Here is a 25261-nt window from a genome sequence, read left to right as displayed (position 1 = left end):
ATAAAAAGGTAGGATTAGGTTTGAGCGGCTTTAAAACCAATCATTTATATTTCTATCAAGATATCAGGTATGACCTAATCACTAGGAAACAATTTCCGATCAATTTTAAAGTGCCCAATAAAACGCAGAGATGGGATTAAGGAAGGTGCGAGCGAACCTTCTAAGTCTCAGTCTTTCAAAGACTGTATTCTTTGTTGGGCACCTCAACAATAGATAAACTATTTACATTCGGCACTCGCCTCGAATAACAGACTTTTATCCACACCCTAAGATAAGAGAACTTGTTCAAACCTTCCTTAATTAGACAATTTTTCTATAGAATCTTTTATAATTTTACTTAAAGAAGCGTTCGCGGTAAGTGCTTCAGGGTCGACTTTTAATTCTATCAACGAAAAACATTGCTGTTTTTTAGCTCTTTCAAAAGCCGCTTCAAAGTCATTCGTATGTTCAACAAGCTCAGCATATCCACCATACGCTTTTGCTAATGCAACAAAATCAGGGTTTTGTAAATCAGTACCCACCCTTCTTTCAGGATAGCTGCGCTCTTGATGCATTCTAATCGTACCGTACATACCGTTATTTATCACAACAACGATTATAGCTGCATTATATTGAGCCGCTGTTGCTAGCTCTTGTCCATGCATTAAGAAACAACCATCTCCTGCAAAGCATACTACTGGCACATCTGGTTTCTCTAATTTCGCAGCAACGGCGGCCGGTAAGCCATAACCCATTGAGCCGGATGTTGGCGCTAATTGTGTTCTATAATCCTTATAGGAATAAAAGCGATGAACAAATGCGCAATAATTTCCGGCGCCATTCGTAATGATTGCATTGCTAGGTAACTGCTTTGATAATTCACTAACAATAATAGAAAAATTAGCATTACCAGGAACGGTTAATACGGGCTGATGAAACGCTTCATAATCTTCCCTTAATTGCTTTCTCCAGCTTTCCCATTGGGTATTAAATTCTAGAGACATACCTGACAAAAGATTCAATAGAGATTTTTGACTCGCGTTAATCGCTAAATCAGGGCGATATACACTTCCTAGTTCATCAGAGTCAGAAAATACATGTATCAACTTCTGTGTAGGGTTAGGTATATCCAGTAACGTATAACCACTACTCGTCATTTCTCCCATTCTTGAGCCAATTAAAACAATCAAATCCGCTGTTTTAATACTTTCAGCCAGTTTTGGATTTACTCCAATACCGACATCACCAATATAATGACTATGGCTGTTATCAATATAGTCTTGGCAACGAAATGAAGTCGCTACGGGCACCCCTGTTTTTTCAGTAAATGTGACAAGATCATTTGAAGCTTGAGCCGTCCAGCCTCCGCCTCCCACAATTACGATAGGTCGCTCCGCTTTATTTAATAAAGCCAACATAGAATTAGAATCTTCTATAGTCGCTTTGGCTTCAACATTAACAGCAATTTTTGCATCAGCAACAGCGGCAGTATTGAAAAGAACGTTTTCAGGCAAAGCAAGTACGACAGGTCCAGGTCGACCACTTTTTGCTACATGATAAGCTCTGCTAATATATTCAGGAATACGTTCAATATCATTAATTTCAGCAACCCATTTCGCAAGCGGTCCGAACATTTGACGATAGTCTACTTCCTGAAACGCTTCTCTATCGGTCATAGAACTATCAACTTGACCTATAAATAAGATCATAGGAGTAGAGTCTTGATGCGCTATATGAACGCCACATGAGGCATTCGTTGCACCTGGACCGCGAGTAACCATACAAACACCAACGTCGTTTGTAAGCTTACCGTGGGCTTCTGCCATAATGGCAGCACCGCCTTCTTGTCGACAAACGATAACATCAATATCGTTCGCATCATGTAATCCATCTAATACTGGTAAATAACTTTCTCCGGGTACTAGAAACACTCTTGAACAACCTTGAATTTTCAACTGATCAACTAATATTTTCCCACCATGTCTTATTAAGTTACTAGTAACTGACATATTAACACCTTAAAAATTATTTTTATTCACACTGTTTTTTTTTAAAAATATTCTCTGAAAAATAAAACCACTCAATATAATAATTAGTCATTAAATTAATTATCGAGCACTATATTATTCTCACAATAATTTTAATAAATAAGTTCTAAATTCTTCCGGAATTCTCTCCATTATTTTCCAATAATAAAGAAAAGAATTCGGAAGAAAAATAAATAAATTTAAATCTATCTTTTTGCTTCAGCAAATGACACAGAAGTCATTAACCTATTTTCTTGACTAACTAAATATGCGGCATCAGAACTGACTTTTAGAAATTTAGTCCACGCTGGATCTTCCTGCATACGCTTACGTTTAGCAGCGCGATCTTCCACGCTGTCATACACCCAAATGTGAATGTATGAATTTAGCATTCCAGTTTCAGTAATCAAGTATGCTAGTGGGTCACCCAAATGTTTAAATTGAACATCACGACCAAATTCTTCATATAAGGCGAGATGTTTTTTTATTGTGCCTGGACGGCAAGTATATGTACGAACATCGTAAATCATTTTATTAACCTTTTTCTATTATTAAAGATCATCAACAACAAGCTCAATTGATGCTGACTCGTTACCAGTAAACAATGCGTAGAAATCACGCACGCAAAACAAAGACATAATAAAACCTGATATAGGAATACTTGCATAACTGATAGCTGTATGAATTCCTAATATAGGTGTTGTTGCACTGCTTTTTGATGTAAGTGAATAACCCTGCCAAGTCATTACGATCAAAAAGAATAAACAAGATGACAAAATGAAAAAATCTAAAAACCAACCAAATTTAGTATTAGTAAATTTTTTATTTAAAAAATCCACTCTAAAATGATCATGTTTTATCCACAGAGCGGAAGTACCTATAAAAACCATCCAAGAAAAAAAGATTTGAACAATCTCTCCCATCCAACTCATAGAGTAAAGATCAAAAAAACGACTAAATACATTCAATAGAATAAGAACTAATATAAATAAGAAAGAAAGGATCGATATTCCTGCAGTAATTCTAAATATATATTTTTCTAAACTGTTAAAAAAAGACATAACTAATTCCCCATCATTATTTTTGGAAGGAATGTAGAAACAGATGGAATGTAGGTAACCATCATTAGAACAACAAATATACCTAACAAATACGGCCATAATTCTTTTGACAAGACTCCTATTGGAACCCGTGATGCACTAGATACAGCAAATAAAACCATTCCAACAGGAGGTGTCAAAAGTCCGACCATTGAGGTCATAACCATAATAACGCCAAACTGAACTAGATCTATACCGAAACTATTAATAACAGGCATAAATAAAGGAACCGCAATAACAATAATAGCTATTCCTTCTAAAAACATACCCAGAATAAGAAGAATAAAAACAATAATCGCAAGTGTTATATATTTACTATCAGAAATTGAAATCAATATATTTACCAATTTATCTGGAATGCTCTGATGAATAAGAAGCCATCCAAAAAAACCAGCAGCTGCTATTACGAACATAACTCTTAATGTATGTCTTAATGTATCCCATAAAATAGGAATTAAATCATTAACAGTAAGTTCTTTATAAACAAATAGGCCCAAAAATGCGGCATAAATACAGGCTATTGCACCAGCCTCTGTTGGAGTAAATGTCCCACCCATAATTCCTACAATAATAATGATAGGAGTAAGTAGTGGTAATATTGACTCTTTAGCGGATAATAAAATTTCTTTAAACGAAGCCCGACCTTCTTTAGGATAGTTTCTAGCAACCGATACAAAATATACTGCCAGCATTAACATTAAAGCCATTAACAACCCTGGAACCACACCTGCTAAAAACAACTGCACAGCAGAAACGCCAGTAATACTACTGTAAATAACAAAAGGGATACTTGGTGGAAAAACAGGACCTATAGTGGACGATGCTGCTGTCACTGCTGCTGAAAATTTTGGATCATAACCTTTATCATTCATTGCTTTCAGCTCAACCTGACCAAGACCTACTGCATCCGCTACAGCCGCTCCCGACATTCCAGAAAAAATCAAACTAGCAACTATATTTACTTGCCCTAAGCCTCCTCTTATATGTCCTACTAGAGCACCTGCGAATCGAAAAATTCTTTCTGTAATCCCCCCCGTATTCATTAGACTTCCAGCAAGAATAAAGAAAGGGATAGCTAATAAGGTAAAAGATGTCGTAGCGGAATACATTCGCTGAGGTAACATTTTTAACAAGAACGACATATCAAGAGCTAAATATGTTGTTACTGCTGTTAAACCTAAACTTATCGCTATAGGTAAACCTAAAAAAATTAGCAGAACCAAACCAAAAATAATAACAAGAGAAAGCATAGTATTTACTCATACTGATTATAAAAAACAGGGCTCTAATATTAGAACCCTAATACAAAATCAATTATTTAATCAGAGATAAAAATTTATCCATATTTTCTTTACCCGCATATTCTGCAATTCGATCATAAGCAGGAGCCATTACTTTTTTAAATTCCGATGGATCTGGATAGTTAATTAAAAGTCCAAGTTTTTCCATAGCAATAATTTCCGCTGTCTCTTGGTCTGCAACTAATTTTCTCATTAATTTACTAGATTTTTTACTTTCTTCCATTAATATTTTTTGCTGGTTTTTAGTAAGTCGATCAAAAGAATCTTTATTAATAACATTGACCATACTGTTATAAGAATGGCGAGTTATAGATAAATATTTTTGAATTTCAAACAGTTTATAATGATAAATAACACCTATTGGATTTTCCTGACCATCTACAACATTTGAATTTAGTGCCATAGGTAGTTCAGGAAAGGCAATTTGTGTTGCAGAGGCTCCTGCAGCTTCCATTGCAGCAACTAATTGTATTTCTGATGGAGTACGTAACTTTATGCCTTTTAAATCTTCAGGAGAATTAATTGGTCGCTTATTATTTGTAATATTGCGGAACCCATATTCCCAATTCGATAAAAGAATTAAACCTTGCTTCTCTAATTTTGGAGCAACCCAATCATTGAAAGGTCCATCAAGTACTTCGTGGGCTTGTTTATAATCTCGAAATGCAAATGGGCTCATTACGGTGGCGAATGCTTTTTCGTATTTATCCAAAGCTCCTTGAGTGGGAAGGTTCATATCCGTTACACCTAAAATAGTCTGCTCCAACTGTTCGGGAGGCGAACCAAGGGAGTTAGCCGGATAAATTTTGATTGTTACTTCGCCATTGGTTCGGCGACTCATATTTTCAGCCATTTGAGTTGCTGCAATATGCGCAGGGTGACTTTCCGCAGCAAAGTGAGTTAGTTTCAAAACCGTTGTAGCGCTAGCTACATTAGCTAGCATTAATGGCGCGATTACAGCACTTGTAATGATCATTGTTTTACTTATTTTTTTTATAAACGTCATTTCTGTCTCCCGACTCTATTGTTTTATTTGTTTTTTATCAGGTTGTAAGACAACAAGTATTGTAAAAATACCATGCTATCTCTGTGTTTAACATTACTTAGAAAATTTTGCCTCTACTCCAGTTAATGTCTCGTAATATTTTATGACGGCTGTGCACCCCTCATCCCCATGACCCATAATGGATGCCATAGCATACGTTTGATGTACAGATTCAGCCATAAATCCAGGTAAACCAGCTTCTTCCAGCCACTCAGTATAATATTTGACATCTTTTTGAGCATTACTGAGTGACATTAAAGGCGTAAAATCTCTGTTTAAGGTCGACTCACCATAGAGATCCATCATTCCACTTTTACCGCCCGCCGCAGAAATAATTTCAATAACCTTATTCATATCCAACCCTTCTTTAGCGGCAAGAGCAAAACCCTCACACCAAGAAGCCACATTGGCAAAAGCAATAAAATTATGAATTAGCTTGAGTTTAATAGCGTGACCGGTCTCACCTATGTGAAAGATATTTTCTGCATAACAACTAAACAGTGGTCGCAATGTTTCTAGTAGTTCCGCATCTCCACCAAATAGAATATTTACACAGCCTTTATCTGCGTGAACGGGTGTCCTAGTCATAGGGGCTTCAGCATATTTAGCTCCTGCTTTGGTAATCGCACGATTGAGCTTTGCCACTGTATTTGGATTTGTTGTCGTATGATCGACGACAATTTTATCCTCAGACAAATACTCTAGAATACCGCCTTCACCTAATATTAAACCTTCAATATCTTCTGCTGTACTCACGCAATACATAAGAACATCTACTTTTATAGCCATTTCTTTAAGGTCAGGACAAGCAATTGCCCCAAGATTATCAACAGCATCGATCACCGCACTAGCACGAGAATCGGCAACATAAACTGGCGTATTATTTAAACAAAGGTGTTTAACCAGCCCTCTTCCCATGCCACCTAGGCCGACAAAACCTACCTTTACATTATCTATCATTTTTTCTTTTCCTCTTTATTTGTATTTCTTGTTTTTATAATGATATTTGACTAAACAATACACAACAACATGTTGTCTGACAACATGTTGTTGTTACTAAAATCCGAATTTATGTTAGAATGTATTGATATTCAACTGTTTACTGATATGAACCGTATCTTAAATCTACAGATGTAAAAGATGCCGTCTTACTTATGATGTCTTCAATGATTAAATTACATATATTGCTATTTTTTACATAGCTTTAAAGGATAATTCCTATGATTCAACAATATGAAAAAATCGCTAGACCTCGTAGATTACCAGATGAAATAGCGGAAAAACTTGCTGGAGACATTAATTCAGGAGTTTTGAAGCCTGGTGGAAAGCTTCCAACAGAGCACGATTTATCTCTAGCTTTTGGCGTTGCAAGAACCGTAGTTAGAGAAGCTATTGCACAGCTCAAGTACGAAGGTCTAATACAATCAAAACAAGGCGTCGGTGCGTTTATTTCTGACCCTAACCAAAAGTCTGTTTTTAGAATAGGTAGCTCTTGTTTTAAAAAACGTAAAGAGCTTGCAATGGTTTTACAATTGCAAACAAGCAATCTAGCTGCGGCTGCGGCACTTGCTGCAACTAATAGAACTCATAACGATTTACAGCTAATGGCAGAATTGCATGATAAAATTATAAAGAGTCCAATACCTTCTTCATACGAACTGGCTGAAGATATTTTGGATCGTTCTCGATCATTTTATCTGTCAATTGCAAAAGCATCAGGAAATATACATTTTCTTGACATTATAAGAATGATTAACTCACGGCTAAATGAACACCTACGTTCTGTAGCCGTAAAAAATATAATGGCGACAGATATAACCCTGATCCACAACGAGTTAACCTGTATACATGAAAATATAATTCATTCCAATCAAGAAGGCTCTAGGTTAGCTACCAGAGATCATTTCGAAAAATCTACAGAACGATTATTAGCACGAGCAGATGAAAAAGATGTTTAGTTGAATTAAGTAATCAACCGCTTTCTTGTTATTCATCTATCAATTGAATCTTTAAGTATGAAACAGTTTTGTACTCAATTTCATAGTTAAAAGACGATTTCGCCCTTACTTTAACAGACAAACTATCAGACAAAAAAACAGTATGTAAATCACCAAATTCAGTTTATAAACGTGCTTTAGATTTCTCCTATTCTTGGACCCTTATCGCATGCCTGATGATGACTTTATTGATCTGCTTAAACTTCTTGTTCGCCAGCCTAGTGTTGTTGGCGCGGAGCATTCTTTTTTCCGAGTTTTACAGCGCGAGCTAGAAGAGCGTTGGGCAAAAATCACTTGGTATGAGGGGTTATTAGTTGCTCAAGGGAGTGATCCTTTTAGCACCATGTTTTCAGCGCATATTGATCGTCATGGTTTAGTTTGTACTGGTCCGAATGAATTCCAATACGCCGCATTTGTGTCTGCCAATCGCACGGATTTATTAAACAATTCCGTATCAGAAGAATTAATGAGTAAGGTAACAGAGCACTTCAATCACGAAGAAGTGTATGCTTACGAACCTTGGTCCGGCGTTTATCGCGGCAAAGGCGTTATTAAAAAATCGTACGTGTGTGAATTCCGCAATAACTTAATCCTCGAAATAGACGGTTTAGAAAGTGTTGTTGCTGGCACTCCCATTGCGTTTAAAGACCAACTCATAAGCTTGGCTTGGGTCATTCCAAACAACCGTATACATCAACCAAAGTGGTGAATAGTTTCTATCTTGGCTTCCATATCCTAATGGCTCCGGAATCGAAGCAACTTGCTCTTCATTCGGAAAAGCGTACACACGTTCTAATACCGTTTTAACTTGAGGTGGCTTGATGAATAAAGTATAGACATTAAATATGGATAGAAATTCCATTCCTATACGATCAATGGCAAAGTCTGGATGCGTATCGCGCGCTAAGATAGATCTCTAGATCATTGTTTTATGGTTTATTAACGATTCCACGAGTACACAGAATTTTTCAGTTTGAGACGGGAAGATCATGTTGAGAAATTAAGAGACAGTGTAATGAGTAATTTCTTCTGCGCTCATAGAGCGACAGTAGTACCAACCTTGATGAAGGTGAATGCCTAAGCTATTCATTTTTTCTTTGTCTTCTTCCGTTTCAATCCCTTCTGCAATACAGCCAATCCCAATTTCATTGGTTAAAGAGATAATCGCTTTTAGGATCGCATTGTTCTTGGTGTTATTTTCGATGAAAAGCTTATCGATTTTAACGATGTCAAAATCAAATTCTGACACATAAGACAAACTGGCATACAAAGTACCAAAATCATCTATAGCAAAACGATAACCTTTGCCTTTCAGCAATGTCATGTGTTTCTTAATGACGTCCTTATGCTCCATTAAATCTTCATCTTCTACAACTTCTAAAATCAGTCGATTTCTAAGTGATGGAGCGAAACTTATCATTTTGGCAATAAATTCTTCATCTTCGAGATGTAAACTAGAAATATTTATTTGAAAACTATTCTTCTGAATAAAATCGTCATCAAAATTTAATTCTATTTGATTTATTTGAAAAACCGTATGATCTACATTCAAGTTTAAATGTTTTATTTTATCAAGACTCTCTTGAATATTAGTGTCATATTTACTTCTTAAAAATACTTCAATAGAAAATACTTCGTCATTTTCAGAATGAAAAATTGCTTGATATTCATTGTAATAATAATGATTTTTTATTTTAAAACGAAGAATATAACGCTCGATGAGTTTTACTATTCTGGGTGTCACCAAAAAGTAAAAAATGACTAACATTAAAAAAGACCCAAGAACAAAGTATCCGTTATGTATTTTTTCTTCTTTAACCTTAGGGATAACATAAGAGAGATGAGTCACAAAATTTGAATCTCTATACTTCTCTCCTAATATTCTGTTATTGATAGTTATCGATATTTCAGGATTATTAGCAATAAAATCATCTACGCTGTCTTGTTTGATGAGAATATTAAACTCAACATCGTCCACTGTTTTTTTTATGACATAAACAGGTACATCTAATGAGTTAATTTTATGGGGGCCTGTTATTAAAAAACCATCAGATAACTCTGGCTTTCTTACAACAGTATTAAGACCTTCTCCCCAAGAACTGCATACAATCATGCCTTTCTCATTTACTGTCTCAACAATACCAAATTCAATAGCACCGGGAATGTTAAAAAGCTTCCTACGCATATCAATGACAAATTCACGTGAACAAAGGCCTGAATAATTCGTAATAACGGTTGATAGGTTAGAAGTAACTCTTTCTAAATAGCGCTCTGCCTTATTAAAATACAGTTCCTGTTTTATCTCTCTATTTTCTCTGTCTACCCTTGCTTGCCAGCTATTTTCTAACAAATATAAAGCGCATGAGGCAAGCATGACTAACAAGGCGTTAACCAGAACAGATAACATTATTCTAGAGGACTGAGTCATACAAGTTCACTGTATTTAAAATCGATATTACTATGTTTATATCAAATTAAGACAGAAAAATATAAGTAAGAATTGTAAAAATATAATTCAACGCATCTGCTTGGTGTATTTATAGACTGTATTACGACTAACTCCAGCTATTTTCGCTGTTTTCGATACGTTACCTTTGAACTCGTTTAACAATCGAGGAATCCGTTTTTCTAACGGTTCCTCTTGTTCAACATTTGGGTGTAACGACATCTCTTCCATTTCATCTAAATCATCAAAAAAATCATCCGGTAAATGCCACTCTTCGAGTATTTCTCCATCCGCCATCGCCATACCGACTTTGAGTACATGGGCAAGTTGACGTATATTGCCTGGCCAAGGATGTTTAACCAAAAGGTCTATCATTTCTTCCGATAACGCAGGGCCGGGTTCTTCTTTTCGCAATCGATTATGTAAATACTGAATCAATTCAGCCCTATCCGTGCGTTCTCGTAAAGCCGGTAATTTAATGTTCAAACCCGAAATACGATAATACAAATCTTGTCGAAAACGGCCTTCTTTAATTTCAGTTTTAAGCGCCCTATTTGTCGCTGAAATAAGTTTAATATCAACAGGGTACACTTCGGTGGAACCTAAAGGCGTGACAACTCTTTCCTGCAGAACTCGCAATAAACGCGATTGCACTGCCATCGGCATTTCGCCAATTTCATCAAGAAATAATGTGCCTCGATGTGCACGGCGAATCAGCCCAATGGAACCTTTATTTTGAGCACCAGTAAAAGCGCCTTTTTCATAACCAAAAAGTTCAGACTCAACCAGATCTGACGGAATAGCAGCACAATTCACCGCCACCAGCATCTCTTTCGAACGAGAGCTGTGATAATGTAAACTGCGTACAAAAATTTCTTTTCCTGCACCGGTTTCACCATGAATCAAGATCGGAATGTCTTTCTCCATAATTTTATGGGCTTGGCAAACCAGACGTTCTACATTTTCATCGCCATGCTGTAATTCAGCCAGCGGAATGACGTTGTCGGGAATATTTGAAAGAGCCTTATTATTCTCTTCAGTCATTTTTTCAACCACTTTTTGAGTTGCCGATTTTTCTACTTGAAGGCTTTCAATTTGGTCATTTTCAATCTGATTACCCTTGTCCAAAACACTACCAGAGGAAGCATTTAATTCTGCCGGTGACACATAATCTGCACGTTGTCGGAAGTCTGGCACGCGCATGATTTGTTGCACTGGAGGAATCACTTTGACGTAAAACTGATAACGCCCCATGGCGATCAATTTCATCGGTAAACTGGCAGGATGATGTTTGATTTCACGCATTTCGATATCGAATATCTGGTTGATATTCAACAAAGCTAAATCTCGTGCTAAAACCACTTCAGCTCGACGGTTCGCAGACACAATCGTGCCGTTTTCGTCGAGTACCAAAATACCCGACCAATGACTGTCCAAACTGACCACATTCGTATTAAAACTAAGAATAAAATGCTCTTGTTGGAAGGCGGAAAAAATCAGACGATTTTCTACGCTCAGCGACATAAGCTTCACCATCCCGAAGGTGTGATCCTGCGGTAAATAGGCATCCGATGAAATATCTAGCACACCGACTAAATCGTTTTTCGTATTGTAAATAGGCGATGCGGAACCCACCATAAAACGATTGGCTCTGAGGAAATGTTCGTCTCGGCCAACTTGAATCGCTTCTCCAGTGATCAAAGCAGTACCAATTGCATTGGTGCCCGCGCCCATTTCACTCCACTGGTTACCGCCAATCAAGCCATGCTCCGCTGCACTACCAAAGCGAGGTTGTCCCCACGTATTTAATACATGACCTTGGCGGTCTGCCAAAACAATCATGCAGGCAGAATTACTGAGAATGTTTTCATAGTAAGGAAGCACTTCGTTCTCAGTGGTTTCCAACAAACTACGATGTTGATCCACTAAATCGTTCAGCGTGCCTTTCTGTAAAGTGGCAAAGTCAGGGCGGCTACCGTGATCTAATCCAAATTGCTCACAGCGGTACCACGAATCTTGAATTCGATCTTTATGACTCTGTTTTAGACTCGATTCTTGGGAATCTGATCTCTCTGATGCATTAACGTCTTGTTGATTTTGTTGTTGTTTTTCATCTTCGTCTTGCATATCCAGCTCCAAAATCACTGGGGTGAAGGAGCATAAATCCATGCGCCTTTTTATCACCTTCCCCATACAAGCAACCGTCAAAAAAAGGACAAACTGTGCATGAGGTGTTCATAATCATAGGTGAACTGTAAACACTTTGAACACTCCTGAACAGCCCTCTTTCGAAAATGAAAACCTTCTAAATGTATGACAAATATAAAAAAATTTCATATATATCAACAAGATAAAACATTAACCACAAGGGAAAATAGTTTTGGCATGAGACTTGTAATGTAACTTGGGTATGTGTGTGTTCACTTTTCAACGTAAACACTCGATTTTAAAAAAGCATTACCCTGAATACACAGAATAAAAAAATAATAACAAGAAGAAGGTATCGACAATGTCTTTGACGCTGCAGAATGTATCGCGCGTTGTTGAAGGTGAAACTTGGATCGATCAAGTCAATCTGACTCTCGAACCAGGCTCTTTCAATGTACTACTAGGCCGAACCCTGTCTGGTAAAACGACGCTGATGCGACTCATGGCGGGTCTTGATAGACCCACTACTGGCAAAATCATCATGAATGGCGTGGACGTCACAGGTGTGGCCGTTCGTGATCGCAACATCTCCATGGTGTACCAACAATTCATCAATTACCCCAATCTTACGGTTTACGAAAACATCGCCTCGCCACTTCGTCTCGCGAAAATGGATGAAGCGGAAGTTGATCGTCGTGTTCGTGAAACCGCTGAAATGTTGCGCATCGACCCTTTCCTCGATCGCCTTCCGTTACAACTTTCAGGTGGCCAGCAACAACGTACTGCCATGGCTCGAGCGCTGGTAAAAGATTCGCAAATCATTCTTTTCGACGAACCTCTCGTTAACCTTGATTACAAATTGCGCGAAGAATTACGCCAAGAACTACGAGCTTTATTTAAAGCACGTAACTGCATTGCGATTTACGCCACCACAGAGCCAAACGAAGCGCTTGCTCTCGGTGGTAATACAGCGGTGTTAAACGAAGGTCGTTTGTTGCAAATGGGTCCAACGGCTCAGGTTTACCATCAACCAAAAGACATCATCACTGCAGAAATGTTTTCTGAACCGCCAATCAATATTGTGCCAGGCCGAGTCAGTGAAGAAGAAGTTACCTTCGATGACACAGTGCATTTTCGTTTAAACAACGATTTACGTCGCCTAACACCAGGAGAATATCAATTTGGTGTACGTGCTTCTCATATTGGTTTGGTACCACATTCTGATGACGATTTGGAATTACCTGTCCGAGTAGATTTGGCAGAAATCAGTGGATCAGAAACCTTCTTGCACGTACACAACCAGCATTTCGATTTAGTACTGCATTTGTCTGGTGTTCACCCCTATCAAGTAGATCAAGAAATTAAAGTCTACTTTCCGACGCACAAACTTTATGCCTTTAATCATCAGGGCAAAATGGTGCATTCCCCAGCACGAATGAGGGAGCAATAACCATGGCTGAAATAACATTAAACGCTTTGGCTCACAGCTATGCTGAAAACCCAACGCGACCAGAAGATTACGCTATTCGTGAAATGACTCATGTTTGGGAACAGGGCGGTGCGTTTGCATTACTTGGTCCATCAGGCTGTGGTAAATCAACACTTTTGAATATCATTTCTGGTTTATTAGAACCCTCTAATGGTGAGGTTTTGTTTGATGGAAAACGCGTCAACGAACTGAAACCAGAAGAACGCAACATCGCCCAAGTTTTCCAGTTTCCCGTGGTATACGACACCATGACGGTGTTCGATAACCTTGCCTTTCCATTGCGTAACATTGGTGTTCCAAAACATAAGATCACCTCTAAAGTTCATGAAGTGGCAGAAATTCTAGAGCTCTCTGATCAATTACAACGAAAAGCCAAAGGCTTATCTGCTGACCAAAAACAAAAAGTCTCCATGGGTCGCGGTTTGGTTCGTGATGACGTATCAGCGATTTTGTTTGATGAGCCGCTCACTGTTATTGACCCTCAGCTGAAATGGAAATTGCGTCGTAAGCTCAAGCAGATTCACGAGCAGTTCAACATCACCATGGTTTATGTCACCCACGATCAGTTGGAAGCATCGACCTTCGCCGACAAAATCGCCGTAATGTACAACGGGCAAATCGTGCAGTTCGGTACACCACGAGAACTATTTGAGAATCCAGCTCACACTTTCGTTGGTTACTTTATTGGCAGTCCGGGGATGAACTTCTTCGAAGCCGAATTAAGAAGCAATGAGAGCAGTAAAAAAGACGAAATCGTCTTTGGCGACCACGTCATCCCAACCAGTGTCGCGATGTTAGTGCATTTAAAGAACATGGGAACCAGCAAGATAACCCTCGGTATTCGTCCTGAATTTGTCCATGTTTGGGAAGGCAAAAACGACGATGCCTTTGCGGTAGAAGTGGACTACGTAGAAGACCTTGGCACCTATAAAATTTTGTCCTTCTTATTTCATGGACAAATGATGAAAGCACGCCTGAGCGAAGATCAAAAAGTGCCTTCTGGACAAATCTACGTCAGCTTCCCAGAACAGTGGACAAAGATTTATGTGGATGAGTATTTGGTAGATTTACCTCTTCAAAATGTTGATCTGACCCTTCAGAGCAAGGAGACCGACCATGCAAACTAAAGTCGAAAACAACAAGGCATGGCTCCTTGTAATGCCCGTTTTCTTAATCGTTGCCTTCTCGGCCATCATTCCTTTAATGACGGTAGTGAACTATTCGGTACAGGATATTTTTGACCCTTATACTCGCTACTTTGTTGGTACTGAGTGGTTCAAACAAGTCATGTTAGACAGCCGTTTGCATGAAGCTTTACTGCGTCAGTTTATCTATTCCTTCACCATTTTGGCAATTGAAGTACCACTGGGTATTTGCGTTGCCTTGATGATGCCAACAAAAGGTCGAGGCGCGTCTTTGGCTTTGATACTTGTGGCGATTCCTCTGCTGATTCCATGGAACGTTGTTGGGACGATTTGGCAAATATTTGGCCGCGCGGACATAGGTTTGTTTGGAGCTTTTATGAGTTACATCGGTGTCGATTATAACTATGCGTCTAATCCTATGGATGCGTGGTTAACCGTTGTCTTGATGGATGTTTGGCATTGGACACCTTTGGTTGCGCTGTTGTGCTATTCCGGCTTGCGCGCCATTCCTGAAGTCTATTACCAAGCGGCTCGTATCGATCGTGCTTCTCGTTGGGCGGTGTTCCGTTATATCCAACTGCCTAAGTTAACGAACGTACTGATCATTGGCGTGTTATTACGCTTTATGGATTCTTTCATGATTTACACCGAACCCTTTGTGCTGACAGGTGGCGGTCCAGGGAGTTCAACGACCTTTTTAAGCCAGTCTTTAGTACAGCAAGCCATTGGACAATTTGATCTTGGTCCAGCTGCCGCGTTCTCACTGGTGTACTTCTTAATCATCTTGCTCGTGTGCTGGGTGTTCTACACCACCATCATGAACATGCAAAAAGACAAATAGGAGCGGAATCATGCAATCTTCAAAAGAACAAGCACCCGTTTTCAGTCGTGCAGAACGCAAGGCGCGTAACGCAAATTTACGTGGCCGTTTTGGTCTCGTGCTTTACGTTGTTTTACTACTGTTACCAATCTATTGGTTGGTGAATATGTCATTCAAAACCAATACAGAAATTCTCAGTGGATTGTCGTTCTTCCCTGCTGATTTCACTTTGGAGAACTACGCTAAGATCTTCAGCGATTCAACTTGGTACATGGGTTACGTCAACTCGATTTTTTACGTTTCCATGAACATGGTTATTAGTCTGTTGGTCGCATTACCCGCTGCCTACGCTTTTAGTCGCTATCGATTCATTGGCGATAAACACATGTTTTTCTGGTTACTTTCAAATCGCATGGCGCCACCAGCAGTATTCTTACTGCCTTTCTTCCAGCTCTATTCTTCTGTGGGTTTGTTCGATACTCACATTGCCGTGGCGCTGGCGCACTGTATTTTTACCGTACCTTTGGCTGTGTGGATATTGGAAGGCTTTATGAGCGGTGTGCCCCGTGAAATTGACGAAACCGCCTATATCGATGGTTACTCTTTTCCAAAGTTCTTTGTACGCATCTTCATTCCTTTGATCCGTTCAGGAATCGGTGTGACGGCCTTCTTCTGTTTCATGTTCTCTTGGGTAGAGCTTTTGTTGGCGCGTACTTTAACGTCGGTCGACGCCAAGCCTATCGCTGCCATTATGACCCGTACTGTATCTGCATCAGGAATGGATTGGGGACTGCTCGCTGCGGCGGGTGTACTCACAATTATTCCAGGAATGCTGGTCATTTATTTTGTTCGTAACCATGTGGCGAAGGGCTTTGCTCTTGGTCGAGTATAAGGAGAATCATTATGGCTTGGATGTCTTGGACATTACCGACAGCCCTATTCTTTATCGGCATTGCTGTGATCTTGGTCGGTATGACCACATGGCAAATTGTATCGCCTTGTGTTGAGCGTCGTGGCTTCTTGCCATTGGCAACAACTCGTGGTGATCGCCTATTTATTGGCCTGCTTAGCAGCGCTTTTATCCACCTCGCATTCGTTGCTTTAACGGATGTGAATATCGCGGTGGCAACCGTTCTGAGCGCATTTTGGATGTTAATCCTAATGCGTTGGGGTTAGGGAAGTGTTCGCACTTTCCTTCATCAGCGTTCCTAATCAATAGGTACGATGGACTGTCTGGCACGGAAGCCAAAAACTAAACTTTGTTGAGGTAAAACATGCGCTACAATAAGAAAAAAATTGCACTGGCCGCCTTACCCTTTGCTGTCATGTTACATTCTGCCAATATCTGGGCAGATGCGTATTCTGATGCAGCAGAAAAATGGGTAGATAACGAATTTTCTGTTTCAACGTTAACCAAGAAGCAACAACTTAGTGAGTTGCAATGGTTCACCGACGCCGCGAAAAAATTCCGTGGTATGGAAATTAATGTGGCGTCAGAAACACTAACGACACACAAATACGAGTCTCAAGTCTTAGCTAAAGCTTTTGAGGAAATCACTGGCATCAAGGTCAACCACGACTTGATCCAAGAAGGTGATGTTGTTGAGAAACTGCAAACTCAAATGCAATCTGGTCGTAACATTTACGACGCCTACATCAATGATTCCGACTTGATCGGTACGCATTTTCGTTACGGTAAAGTTGTCCCTATTTCTGACATGATAGAAGGCGACGGCAAAGCTTACACATCTCCTACTTTGGATCTTAACGATTTCATCGGTTTAGATTTCACAACCGGGCCAGACGGTAAACTTTACCAATTACCGACTCAGCAATTCGCCAACCTTTATTGGTTCCGTGCTGACTGGTTTGCTCGTGCTGACCTAAAAGCGAAATTCAAATCCATCTATGGCTATGACCTAGGCGTACCCGTTAACTGGTCTGCTTATGAAGACATCGCTGAGTTCTTCACAGATAAAGTGAAAAACATCGATGGCGAACGTGTTTACGGCCACATGGATTACGGTAAAAAAGACCCTTCTCTTGGCTGGCGTTTCACAGATGCTTGGTTCTCTATGGCGGGTGCGGGCGATAAAGGCATTCCAAACGGATTACCTGTTGATGAATGGGGTATTCGTGTTGAAGCCTGTCATCCTGTGGGTTCTAGTGTTTCTCGTGGTGGTGCAACGAACGGCCCAGCGGCTGTTTACGCAACCACAAAATACGTAGATTGGTTGCGTAAATATGCGCCACCAGAAGCACAGGGAATGACTTTCTCTGAATCTGGTCCTGTGCCAGCGCAAGGTGGCGTAGCTCAGCAAATATTCTGGTACACCGCCTTTACTGCTGACATGACAACCAAAGGTCTTCCAGTTGTAAATGACGATGGCACACCGAAATGGCGTATGGCGCCATCGCCGGTTGGGCCATACTGGGAAGAAGGCATGAAGAAAGGTTATCAAGACGTTGGCGCTTGGACCTTCATGAATTCTACTCCGGATGATCGCCGCCTAGCGGCTTGGTTGTATGCCCAGTTCACGACAGCGAAAACGGTTTCTTTGCAGAAAACACTGGTTGGCTTAACGCCAATTCGTGAGTCAGATATCAACTCACCTGAAATGGCTGCTGCGGCGCCAAAACTGGGTGGTTTGGTTGAGTTCTACAAAGGACCTGCTCGTAAAGAATGGTCGCCAACGGGTACGAACGTTCCTGATTATCCAAAACTGGCTCAACTTTGGTGGCAATACATCTCGCAAGCAGCGAGCGGTGAAGCCACTCCACAAGAAGCCTTGAACGGTCTAGCAGAAGCACAAGACAAGGTAATGAATCGTCTTGAGCGTGCAAAAGTACAAGATATTTGTGGACCTAAGCTGAACACACCTCGTGATGAAGCTTACTGGTTGGCTCAACCAGGTGCACCAAAAGCGAAAATATCTAATGAGAAGCCGAAAGGCGTTACCATTGCCTATGACGAGTTACTTCGTTCTTGGGAATAGTGACTTTTTCGTAGACTCCCTATGTGTTTGACCGGCTTAGGCCGGTCTTTTTTTTTCTGGCTTCCAAGAAGTCTCTTCTACCTTTTCCATTCAACAAAGGTTTAGCCGAAATGAGCCGAAGCTGACATACTCCAACCGATTTCTTAGCCGTAAATCATGCTTATATGGACGACTATGACATTGCCAAAAGCACATGTTTTATTACAAAAACACAACGACTTACCGCTTCTTGATAAAGTGCATTTCCCTATCGCTATTGATCCAGATCCTATTTTAAGAAAACAGCACAAGATAAAGGTTGGTCTATTATCAGCTTACGCTAGGCAACAACACACCCTAAATAAAAACTAATGTCTTCACGTTTAAAGACATTAATTTTCGTAACACCACATTAGATAAAATAATTCGCCTTAAAAAATACAAGCTGCCATACTCAATTTCATTCGACATCCAAACCAATTTTCATAAATAGGAAATGATATGAAACTCATCATTGGTAACAAAAACTACTCATCTTGGTCACTGCGTGGCTGGTTAGCATTAAAAGCCTTCAATGTACCTTTTGAAGAAGTAAAATTAAGTCTAATCAGTAAGTCTTTTTACACCGAATTAGCAAAGCATTCCCCTGCGGGAAAAGTCCCTGTTTTGGTGGATGGTGATCTCAATGTGTGGGATTCTCTCTCGATTTGTGAATACATCAACGAAGAATATTTACAAGGCAAAGGCTGGCCTGAGGATAAAAACAAACGCGCCGTCGCTCGCTCTATCGTAGCTGATATGCATTCAGGTTTGTTTGGTATTCGCGGCGAAATGCCAATGAACTGTCGAGCGAAAAGACACCTTGAACTCAGCGAAAAAGCATTAAAAGAAATTCAAACTCTCGATGGGATTTGGTCAAGGTTACGCACTGAAAATGCATCCAACGGCGCTTATTTATTTGGTGAATTTAGCTTAGCAGATGTGTTTTTTGCTCCTGTCATTTTCCGTTTTACAACGTATAAAGTTGCGGTTTCCGACACAGCACAAGCCTACATGGCCAACATGCTCGCCCACCCTTCAATGCAAGAGTGGTTAGAAGACGCACTGGCTGAAACAGAAATTATTGATGCCGATGAAGCTGGCGAAGACATTTAAGTCATAGTGACCAGCAAGAAATAAACACTTGTCTCAAAAATAAGCCTAATTGAGATAAGGTTCTCATTGTTTATTCACATTTAAACCGCAAACACTCCAAAGAGTGTTTGCAAGCAACAATGTTAATATCGACGATTGAAACGCTCACACTCTAATATTTACAGGAACTTCAGCGATGACAAGCACTTCATTCTCTCAATTGAAAGCCTTCCAAAAGACAGGTTTTCTTAAGCTTTCGAATGTCATCGATGTTAAGAAAATCACACACCTTCGCGGACAGTTTTGGCATGAAGTGAATAATAAATTTGACATTTCTCTTAGTAATCCAAGTACATGGTTTCGCAACTCTAGTAATCCTGTTGGTGGCTCAGGCGCAAAACGTTTAAATGGCATGGGGCCGATGATGCGAGACTTAAAAGCGTCTGGCAAATTCGACGCGATAGAAGAGATGATGCAGTCGGCAATCGATCCAATATTTAGCGACTACACGTTGCGTCCGTTAGACCTTTGGTATTCCCTGTTGAGTTTTCCGGGTAGCGAAACCAAATGGAATGTGCCATATAAGTCTTGGCACAATGATGAACCGATCGTCGTTGGAGATTCGAATCCGTGGAGTCTATTCGTCTTTTTATTACTCGATGACGTCAGTGTCGATATGGGTGCAACGGTGGTGGTTTCAGGCTCTCATCGTCGCGCAGAACAACTCGCCGAGAGAATCGCCAGCCCAGATCAGGAAGCAGCAATAAAAGCCTTTGATTCTGTGAACAGCGGATTGATTGATGATCCTAAAAACACACGCTTGCTGACGACCGATAACCTATTAGAACCGCTCACACAAGAAGACCCTTGGATGAAAGCGCTGGTGACAGAAAGTACACCAGAACAGCGCATCAAACAATTCGTCCAAGAAGGCGGCACCTTCAATGGCATCGAGCAAAAAGTGGTTTCCCTTACAGGCTCCGCAGGCGACATCATCATACTCAACCCGCGCTGTCTTCATTCGACGTCAGCCAATGTATCAAGGCTTCCACGACAAGTCATACGACTCGATTTTAGACGCAGTGTCTAATCTTCTATTTATCGTCGTCATACATGAGTTCGTCCATCTTAGCTTGATCGAACTCCTTCACAGATTTACGAGCAAGTAGTCTAAACGGTAAGGCTTTGACTATTTCTTCAAATGGTTGCATCGCAAACGCCCAAAAAATAGACGCCTCAAAATGTAAAATCAACAATGCACAAAGTGGTATAGAAATAACCCATTGGCCAATGAAGTTGATTTTGAACACTGAGGTAGTTTTGCCCAAGGCTCTCAAAATATGCTCGTGCACCTTGTTATAGCCACGCACAATCGGCAAAAAGATATACAAAGGCACAATCATGCTTAATGCCAAATACGTTTCCGCTTCCAAATCTGGATAAATACTCGGTAGAAAGAAGTACAAAACAACAAACAAGCCCGCGCAAATGATAGAGACGATCACCGCAACGTCGATACTTTTATTAATGTTTACCGCTAAGCCATCTAGTTTTTTAGAACCGATAGACTGACTGATACTAATCGCAGAGGCAATGCCCAACGCCGCCAAAGGGATCTCCCCTAAAGGAGAAATAAGCAGCGTATCTATTATCAACATAGACTGCATCAACAAACCATTGAGTGCCAATGACCAAGCGAGATGTTTTTTCTAAGATAAGACGGGGAAGACATCGTTGTCCTTACGACACATTACGACTAAGACAATATAAGTAAATCACACGGTCTATTATTCAACAGAAATAGCGGTAAGACTGAACATTTTATTTTTTCTCCAAACGAAAAATTCATGTAATTAATCTCGCCCCTTTTTACAATTCTGACCTCTATTTTTGGTCATCTCTGTGTTGAACATGATTGTTAGGTCAACTCTGCGTCATGATTGAGAAACATCACGTAACACTAAGGTTTCAGGTCGTTTTCCCACCATTTTTTAAGCTCAAAAAAACACGCTATGCTGAGAAAAAGCACGACATACATTGATTTTTATCAGGAGATAAAACATGTCTTTTACCTTAGCAAAACGTACTCTTGTTGGCAGCCTTATTACGGCGTCTTCTTTTTCAACATTGGCCTTGGCGCAACAGCAAGCAGGGTTCACAATCACGCCAAGTATTGGCTATTACAATATGGACGATGACAGAAACACTAAGGATGACGAAGCGTATTCACTTGGGTTAGGTTATCAATTTAATAATCCATGGGCGCTGGAGTTTGTTTATGTAAATGCGGATACCAGCTTCTCTAGCAGCAACACAGATGTTGATGTAGACCAATATCGCTTAGATGCCTTGTATCACCTACCAACTAGCAATTCAACGAATCTAACTCCTTATCTAGCGGCAGGTATTGGTAAAGCAGATTTCAGTAACCCAAGCGCAAACAACACTCAACTTAATGCTGGTGGCGGTGTTAAATATGCTCTGAATGACAGTCTTTCATTGCGTGCTGATTTTCGTCTATTGAACGATCAAGAAGATCATCATCTGGATCATATGACGTCTGTTGGTCTTCAAATGACCTTTGGTCACTCAGCCCCAAAAGCCACACCAGTGGCGGCAACTGAAAAAACCTTCATGGAACAACCGACTGTTGAAGACACTATTCAGGAGCCAATTGAAGAAACGACTCCAGAACCAGAAGTCTTTGTTGAACCTACCGTTGAGCCAGAGCCAGTTGACGAAACAGAATCCGCATTAAATGAGCCGGCTTTTGCAGAAGGTGAAGAACCAAGTTTATCTGAACAAGCGACAGTGATTGAAGCGCAACCGGCAGTCACACTAAATGTTCAGTTTGGTAACAACAAAACAACTGTCGAACAGACGCTTTACCCTGAGATTCAAAAGCTAGCGACCTATTTGAACGAAAATCCAAACAGTACGGTCGTTATTGAAGGTCATACCGATGACAGTGGTGCGGCAAGTTACAACCAAACCGTTTCGGAAGAACGCGCCCAAGCCATTTCAGATGTACTCATTAATACTTTCCAGATTTCAGAAAAGCGTGTCAGTGCAATTGGTTACGGCGAAGAAAAGCCTTTATTCAGTAATGACACAGACCAGCATCGTAAAGCAAACCGTCGAGTAACCGCGGTTATCTCTTCAAACGAAGCGTAATAGGGTAAAAAAACAGTCATCAAAACCAAACAAAAGTCTGCTTAAAAAGCATTTTCTAAGCAGACTTTTTGCTTTGTAAAGCCACCAATCAAGCTCAAATACATATTTTTTTTCTTTTCATAAGCCCCTTAAAGTCACTTATTTGTAACCGTCTTCGAATATGTTCGATTTTGTATCAAAACCTTCATTTCCCATCTTGTTAAGCGATAATGCGGAACTTTCTAGCCAATATAGAATTTTTTTCTTCTTACTAGATTCAGTTTTGAAAACTTATCAGGAAACTTTTACATGTCTTTTTTATTAAATAAACGCATTTTTATTACCAGCCTTATTGCGGCTTCATCTATAACACAAGCTCAACCTGAAGAAGGTTTCACTATTGCACCAAGTATTGGCTACTACAATATGGACAACCACCGTGGTATTAAAAACGACACAGCTTTATCACTTGGTTTAGGTTATCAGTTTGGTAATCCATGGGCGGTAGAGTTTGTTTACTTAAACGCGGATAGCAAAACATCAACAGGTAGTACCAGCGTAGACGCAGATCAATTCCGTTTAGATGGCCTGTATCATTTAGAAGAACGTAATCAATTCACCCCTTACTTAGCTGCGGGTGTTGGTACAACTGACTTAAGTCCAGGATCTAACAATGCGTTAATAAATGCTGGCGGCGGTTTGAAATACGCATTAAATGACACACTATCATTGCGTGGTGATTTTCGTTTAATCAAGGATATTGAAGACCATGAACTAGATAATCTAACAACGATTGGTTTGCATTTTGTTTTTGGTGGCGATCTTGTTGATAAGTCAGGTCTAAAGGAAAAATTCGCAGAAGCTGTGGAAGAAAAGAAACCTGAATACGAAGAAGAAGTTGCAGCGATCAAAGAACAAGTAGAAGAAAAAATCGCGGACGCTGAAGAAAAAATCGCTGAAGTAAAAGTAGAAAATACTGATACCGATAACGATGGCATAAAAGATGAAAGTGATCTTTGCTTAGCCACTTCAGCAAATGTTTCTGTTGACGCAACAGGTTGTGCACTGGATACAGACAAAGACGGTATAGCTAACCATCTTGATATGTGTGCAAACTCTGCTTCTGGCGCAAAAGTCGACGAGAAAGGCTGTTACCTTGTTCTAGAAAGTCAAAAATCTGTACGTTTAGATGTTCAGTTCGGTAACAATTCTATTGTTGTTGACCAAAAATATTACACTCAAATCGAAGAAGTTGCTGATTTCCTAACAGAGTACCCAAATACAAACGCAATTATCGAAGGCCACACAGATGACCGAGGTTCAGCTAGCTACAACCAAGCGATCTCTGAAAAACGTGCACAAGCAATTGTTGATGTATTAGTTAACGATTTTGGTATTTCAGCAGAACGCGTAAGTGCTATTGGCTACGGAGAAGAACAACCTTTACTTAACAACGATACTGAATCTAACCGCAGTATTAACCGTCGAGTAACCGCGGTTATCTCTTCAAACGAAGCGTAAGTAATAAAAGATCAAACAAGCGCCTGATGACAACATCAGGCGTTTTTTTTGTCTTACTTACTCTCCCCACAATGACTTTTGACCATTTAGAAGTGCAAAAGTATTGTAATAAGCGATGCATTTCTTCCACCATTCTAGGCTGTTTCAGCCTTTAAATTCTCTAGATACAACCACTTTAGTAAAGCCTACGTCATGATTGGGCAGAAGCAGTACATGCCCTATTATTTACGCATTTCATAGGGGCTTTTCAAGAAGAATGATTAGCGTATTCTGACTGTGAACAACAAACATTATGTTCATTAGGAGAAATTTCATGTCTACAACTTTTACAAAACGTACTCTCTTTAGCGGTGTCTTGATTGCAGCATCACTCGCAACAATGGCATACGCACAAACTCCAAAACCTGGCATCACGGTGACACCCAGTATTGGCCTCTACAACGCCGATGGTGATCGACAAGCAGGCGACGATACGTCTTATTCTATTGGCGTTGGTTACCAGTTCCATAGCCCATTGGCAATCGAAGCCGTTTACCTAAACTCTGATGTCCGTGAGAACGGACAGAACAATGATTTAGACCAGTTACGAGTTGATGGTTTATACACCTTGCCAGAGTTCACAACGGTGAAGCTAACACCTTATTTAGCAGCAGGTGCTGGTATCATGGATGTTGACGGTAATGACTCAAGCACAAACCTATTTATTAACGCTGGTGGCGGTGTGAAATACGCACTCAGCAAAGACGTCGACCTTCGTGCTGATTTTCGATTAGTGAAGGATATTGAAGACAACTACTTAGATAACGTGACTTCTCTTGGCGTACAGTACTCTTTTGGTCGCCCAGAAAACCACACGAATTATTAATGAAGGCTAAATCAGCCACTCATTAATTAATCATTCACTTTTATAATAGCGCTTTATAAAAACAGAAATGCCCAATGTTCCAATGGAAACGTTGGGCATTTTTTATTTTCGGTATG

Annotated in this window: 23 protein-coding genes; 14 read left to right on the top strand and 9 right to left on the bottom strand. The window is 40.0% G+C overall.

Annotation, left to right across the window (positions count from 1 at the left end; translation table 11 throughout):
- Window positions 1–296: 296 nt before the first annotated feature.
- From MUS1_RS01825 to MUS1_RS01800, 6 genes are all read right to left on the bottom strand, one after another.
- Window positions 297–1988, bottom strand: coding sequence for a thiamine pyrophosphate-binding protein (locus tag MUS1_RS01825; RefSeq protein WP_036158259.1), 1692 nt, complete (start codon window positions 1986–1988; stop codon window positions 297–299).
- Window positions 1989–2212: 224 nt separating this feature from the next.
- Window positions 2213–2536 carry an NIPSNAP family protein gene (locus tag MUS1_RS01820; protein WP_036158257.1) on the bottom strand — a complete coding sequence of 108 codons (324 nt, stop codon included), beginning with the start codon at window positions 2534–2536 and terminating at the stop codon, window positions 2213–2215.
- Window positions 2537–2557: 21 nt separating this feature from the next.
- Window positions 2558–3067, bottom strand: a complete 510-nt coding sequence (locus MUS1_RS01815; protein ID WP_036158254.1) for a TRAP transporter small permease — start codon at window positions 3065–3067, stop codon at window positions 2558–2560.
- 2 nt (window positions 3068–3069) lie between these two features.
- Window positions 3070–4356, bottom strand: a complete 1287-nt coding sequence (locus MUS1_RS01810; protein ID WP_036158252.1) for a TRAP transporter large permease — start codon at window positions 4354–4356, stop codon at window positions 3070–3072.
- 64 nt (window positions 4357–4420) lie between these two features.
- Complete coding sequence (locus MUS1_RS01805; protein ID WP_051436043.1) at window positions 4421–5413, bottom strand: DctP family TRAP transporter solute-binding subunit; 993 nt, start codon at window positions 5411–5413, stop codon at window positions 4421–4423.
- Window positions 5414–5506: 93 nt separating this feature from the next.
- Window positions 5507–6412, bottom strand: a complete 906-nt coding sequence (locus MUS1_RS01800; protein WP_036158249.1) for an NAD(P)-dependent oxidoreductase — start codon at window positions 6410–6412, stop codon at window positions 5507–5509.
- Window positions 6413–6672: 260 nt separating this feature from the next.
- On the opposite strand from MUS1_RS01800, the gene MUS1_RS01795 reads away from it, so the two are divergent.
- Window positions 6673–7410, top strand: coding sequence for a FadR/GntR family transcriptional regulator (locus MUS1_RS01795; protein WP_036158247.1), 738 nt, complete (start codon window positions 6673–6675; stop codon window positions 7408–7410).
- A gap of 208 nt (window positions 7411–7618) precedes the next feature.
- On the top strand, window positions 7619–8158 hold the full coding sequence (locus MUS1_RS01790) for a hypothetical protein (protein ID WP_245595710.1): 540 nt from the start codon (window positions 7619–7621) through the stop codon (window positions 8156–8158).
- Window positions 8159–8449: 291 nt separating this feature from the next.
- Here the strand turns inward: MUS1_RS01790 and MUS1_RS01785 are convergent, their stop codons facing one another.
- Complete coding sequence (locus tag MUS1_RS01785; protein ID WP_084035523.1) at window positions 8450–9877, bottom strand: EAL domain-containing protein; 1428 nt, start codon at window positions 9875–9877, stop codon at window positions 8450–8452.
- Between the two features lie 87 nt (window positions 9878–9964).
- Entirely contained in the window at window positions 9965–12022 is a 2058-nt protein-coding gene (locus MUS1_RS01780) for a sigma-54-dependent Fis family transcriptional regulator (RefSeq protein WP_084035522.1), read from the bottom strand.
- A gap of 382 nt (window positions 12023–12404) precedes the next feature.
- Between MUS1_RS01780 and MUS1_RS01775 the strand changes: the two genes are divergently transcribed.
- From MUS1_RS01775 to MUS1_RS01740, 9 genes are all read left to right on the top strand, one after another.
- The gene (locus tag MUS1_RS01775; protein WP_036158242.1) at window positions 12405–13493 is read left to right on the top strand and encodes an ABC transporter ATP-binding protein; all 1089 of its coding nucleotides are present in this window, start codon (window positions 12405–12407) and stop codon (window positions 13491–13493) included.
- A 2-nt stretch (window positions 13494–13495) separates the two neighbouring features.
- Window positions 13496–14659, top strand: coding sequence for an ABC transporter ATP-binding protein (locus MUS1_RS01770; protein ID WP_036158239.1), 1164 nt, complete (start codon window positions 13496–13498; stop codon window positions 14657–14659).
- On the top strand, window positions 14649–15518 hold the full coding sequence (locus MUS1_RS01765) for a carbohydrate ABC transporter permease (RefSeq protein ID WP_036158235.1): 870 nt from the start codon (window positions 14649–14651) through the stop codon (window positions 15516–15518). The genes MUS1_RS01770 and MUS1_RS01765 overlap by 11 nt, the downstream gene beginning before the upstream one ends.
- Before the next feature lie 10 nt (window positions 15519–15528).
- Window positions 15529–16389, top strand: coding sequence for a carbohydrate ABC transporter permease (locus MUS1_RS01760; protein WP_245595709.1), 861 nt, complete (start codon window positions 15529–15531; stop codon window positions 16387–16389).
- Between the two features lie 11 nt (window positions 16390–16400).
- A complete protein-coding gene (locus tag MUS1_RS01755; protein ID WP_036158232.1) occupies window positions 16401–16673 on the top strand; it encodes a DUF2160 domain-containing protein in 273 nt (90 codons plus the stop codon).
- A gap of 98 nt (window positions 16674–16771) precedes the next feature.
- The gene (locus MUS1_RS01750) at window positions 16772–18493 is read left to right on the top strand and encodes an ABC transporter substrate-binding protein (protein WP_036158229.1); all 1722 of its coding nucleotides are present in this window, start codon (window positions 16772–16774) and stop codon (window positions 18491–18493) included.
- A 174-nt stretch (window positions 18494–18667) separates the two neighbouring features.
- A complete protein-coding gene (locus MUS1_RS16155; RefSeq protein ID WP_211236409.1) occupies window positions 18668–18844 on the top strand; it encodes a hypothetical protein in 177 nt (58 codons plus the stop codon).
- 129 nt (window positions 18845–18973) lie between these two features.
- The gene (locus MUS1_RS01745) at window positions 18974–19627 is read left to right on the top strand and encodes a glutathione S-transferase family protein (protein WP_036158227.1); all 654 of its coding nucleotides are present in this window, start codon (window positions 18974–18976) and stop codon (window positions 19625–19627) included.
- Window positions 19628–19802: 175 nt separating this feature from the next.
- Window positions 19803–20696, top strand: coding sequence for a phytanoyl-CoA dioxygenase family protein (locus MUS1_RS01740; protein WP_036158223.1), 894 nt, complete (start codon window positions 19803–19805; stop codon window positions 20694–20696).
- Window positions 20697–20700: 4 nt separating this feature from the next.
- On the opposite strand, the gene MUS1_RS01735 is transcribed toward MUS1_RS01740, so the two are convergent.
- A complete protein-coding gene (locus MUS1_RS01735; protein ID WP_084035521.1) occupies window positions 20701–21273 on the bottom strand; it encodes an MATE family efflux transporter in 573 nt (190 codons plus the stop codon).
- Window positions 21274–21667: 394 nt separating this feature from the next.
- Here MUS1_RS01735 and MUS1_RS01730 point away from each other — a divergent pair, with 394 nt between their 5' ends.
- From MUS1_RS01730 to MUS1_RS01720, 3 genes are all read left to right on the top strand, one after another.
- Complete coding sequence (locus MUS1_RS01730) at window positions 21668–22780, top strand: OmpA family protein (RefSeq protein WP_036158222.1); 1113 nt, start codon at window positions 21668–21670, stop codon at window positions 22778–22780.
- 288 nt (window positions 22781–23068) lie between these two features.
- Window positions 23069–24280: an OmpA family protein gene (locus MUS1_RS01725; protein WP_036158219.1), complete on the top strand. Its 1212-nt coding sequence runs from the start codon at window positions 23069–23071 to the stop codon at window positions 24278–24280.
- Window positions 24281–24593: 313 nt separating this feature from the next.
- Window positions 24594–25145, top strand: a complete 552-nt coding sequence (locus tag MUS1_RS01720; protein WP_036158216.1) for a porin family protein — start codon at window positions 24594–24596, stop codon at window positions 25143–25145.
- The last annotated feature ends 116 nt before the right edge of the window (window positions 25146–25261 follow it).

This window comes from Marinomonas ushuaiensis DSM 15871 (genome assembly GCF_000521805.1).
Classification (GTDB): domain Bacteria; phylum Pseudomonadota; class Gammaproteobacteria; order Pseudomonadales; family Marinomonadaceae; genus Marinomonas; species Marinomonas ushuaiensis.
This window is presented reverse-complemented; position numbering and strand designations above follow the sequence as displayed.

Bases quoted from the DNA above. Each gene is read 5' to 3' on its own strand.
- MUS1_RS01825 (WP_036158259.1), bottom strand. From the start codon at position 1,988: ATGTCAGTTACTAGTAACTTAATAAGACATGGTGGGAAAATATTAGTT.
- MUS1_RS01820 (WP_036158257.1), bottom strand. From the start codon at position 2,536: ATGATTTACGATGTTCGTACATATACTTGCCGTCCAGGCACAATAAAA.
- MUS1_RS01815 (WP_036158254.1), bottom strand. From the start codon at position 3,067: ATGTCTTTTTTTAACAGTTTAGAAAAATATATATTTAGAATTACTGCA.
- MUS1_RS01810 (WP_036158252.1), bottom strand. From the start codon at position 4,356: ATGCTTTCTCTTGTTATTATTTTTGGTTTGGTTCTGCTAATTTTTTTA.
- MUS1_RS01805 (WP_051436043.1), bottom strand. From the start codon at position 5,413: ATGACGTTTATAAAAAAAATAAGTAAAACAATGATCATTACAAGTGCT.
- MUS1_RS01800 (WP_036158249.1), bottom strand. From the start codon at position 6,412: ATGATAGATAATGTAAAGGTAGGTTTTGTCGGCCTAGGTGGCATGGGA.
- MUS1_RS01795 (WP_036158247.1), top strand. From the start codon at position 6,673: ATGATTCAACAATATGAAAAAATCGCTAGACCTCGTAGATTACCAGAT.
- MUS1_RS01790 (WP_245595710.1), top strand. From the start codon at position 7,619: ATGCCTGATGATGACTTTATTGATCTGCTTAAACTTCTTGTTCGCCAG.
- MUS1_RS01785 (WP_084035523.1), bottom strand. From the start codon at position 9,877: ATGACTCAGTCCTCTAGAATAATGTTATCTGTTCTGGTTAACGCCTTG.
- MUS1_RS01780 (WP_084035522.1), bottom strand. From the start codon at position 12,022: ATGCAAGACGAAGATGAAAAACAACAACAAAATCAACAAGACGTTAAT.
- MUS1_RS01775 (WP_036158242.1), top strand. From the start codon at position 12,405: ATGTCTTTGACGCTGCAGAATGTATCGCGCGTTGTTGAAGGTGAAACT.
- MUS1_RS01770 (WP_036158239.1), top strand. From the start codon at position 13,496: ATGGCTGAAATAACATTAAACGCTTTGGCTCACAGCTATGCTGAAAAC.
- MUS1_RS01765 (WP_036158235.1), top strand. From the start codon at position 14,649: ATGCAAACTAAAGTCGAAAACAACAAGGCATGGCTCCTTGTAATGCCC.
- MUS1_RS01760 (WP_245595709.1), top strand. From the start codon at position 15,529: ATGCAATCTTCAAAAGAACAAGCACCCGTTTTCAGTCGTGCAGAACGC.
- MUS1_RS01755 (WP_036158232.1), top strand. From the start codon at position 16,401: ATGGCTTGGATGTCTTGGACATTACCGACAGCCCTATTCTTTATCGGC.
- MUS1_RS01750 (WP_036158229.1), top strand. From the start codon at position 16,772: ATGCGCTACAATAAGAAAAAAATTGCACTGGCCGCCTTACCCTTTGCT.
- MUS1_RS16155 (WP_211236409.1), top strand. From the start codon at position 18,668: ATGACATTGCCAAAAGCACATGTTTTATTACAAAAACACAACGACTTA.
- MUS1_RS01745 (WP_036158227.1), top strand. From the start codon at position 18,974: ATGAAACTCATCATTGGTAACAAAAACTACTCATCTTGGTCACTGCGT.
- MUS1_RS01740 (WP_036158223.1), top strand. From the start codon at position 19,803: ATGACAAGCACTTCATTCTCTCAATTGAAAGCCTTCCAAAAGACAGGT.
- MUS1_RS01735 (WP_084035521.1), bottom strand. From the start codon at position 21,273: ATGCAGTCTATGTTGATAATAGATACGCTGCTTATTTCTCCTTTAGGG.
- MUS1_RS01730 (WP_036158222.1), top strand. From the start codon at position 21,668: ATGTCTTTTACCTTAGCAAAACGTACTCTTGTTGGCAGCCTTATTACG.
- MUS1_RS01725 (WP_036158219.1), top strand. From the start codon at position 23,069: ATGTCTTTTTTATTAAATAAACGCATTTTTATTACCAGCCTTATTGCG.
- MUS1_RS01720 (WP_036158216.1), top strand. From the start codon at position 24,594: ATGTCTACAACTTTTACAAAACGTACTCTCTTTAGCGGTGTCTTGATT.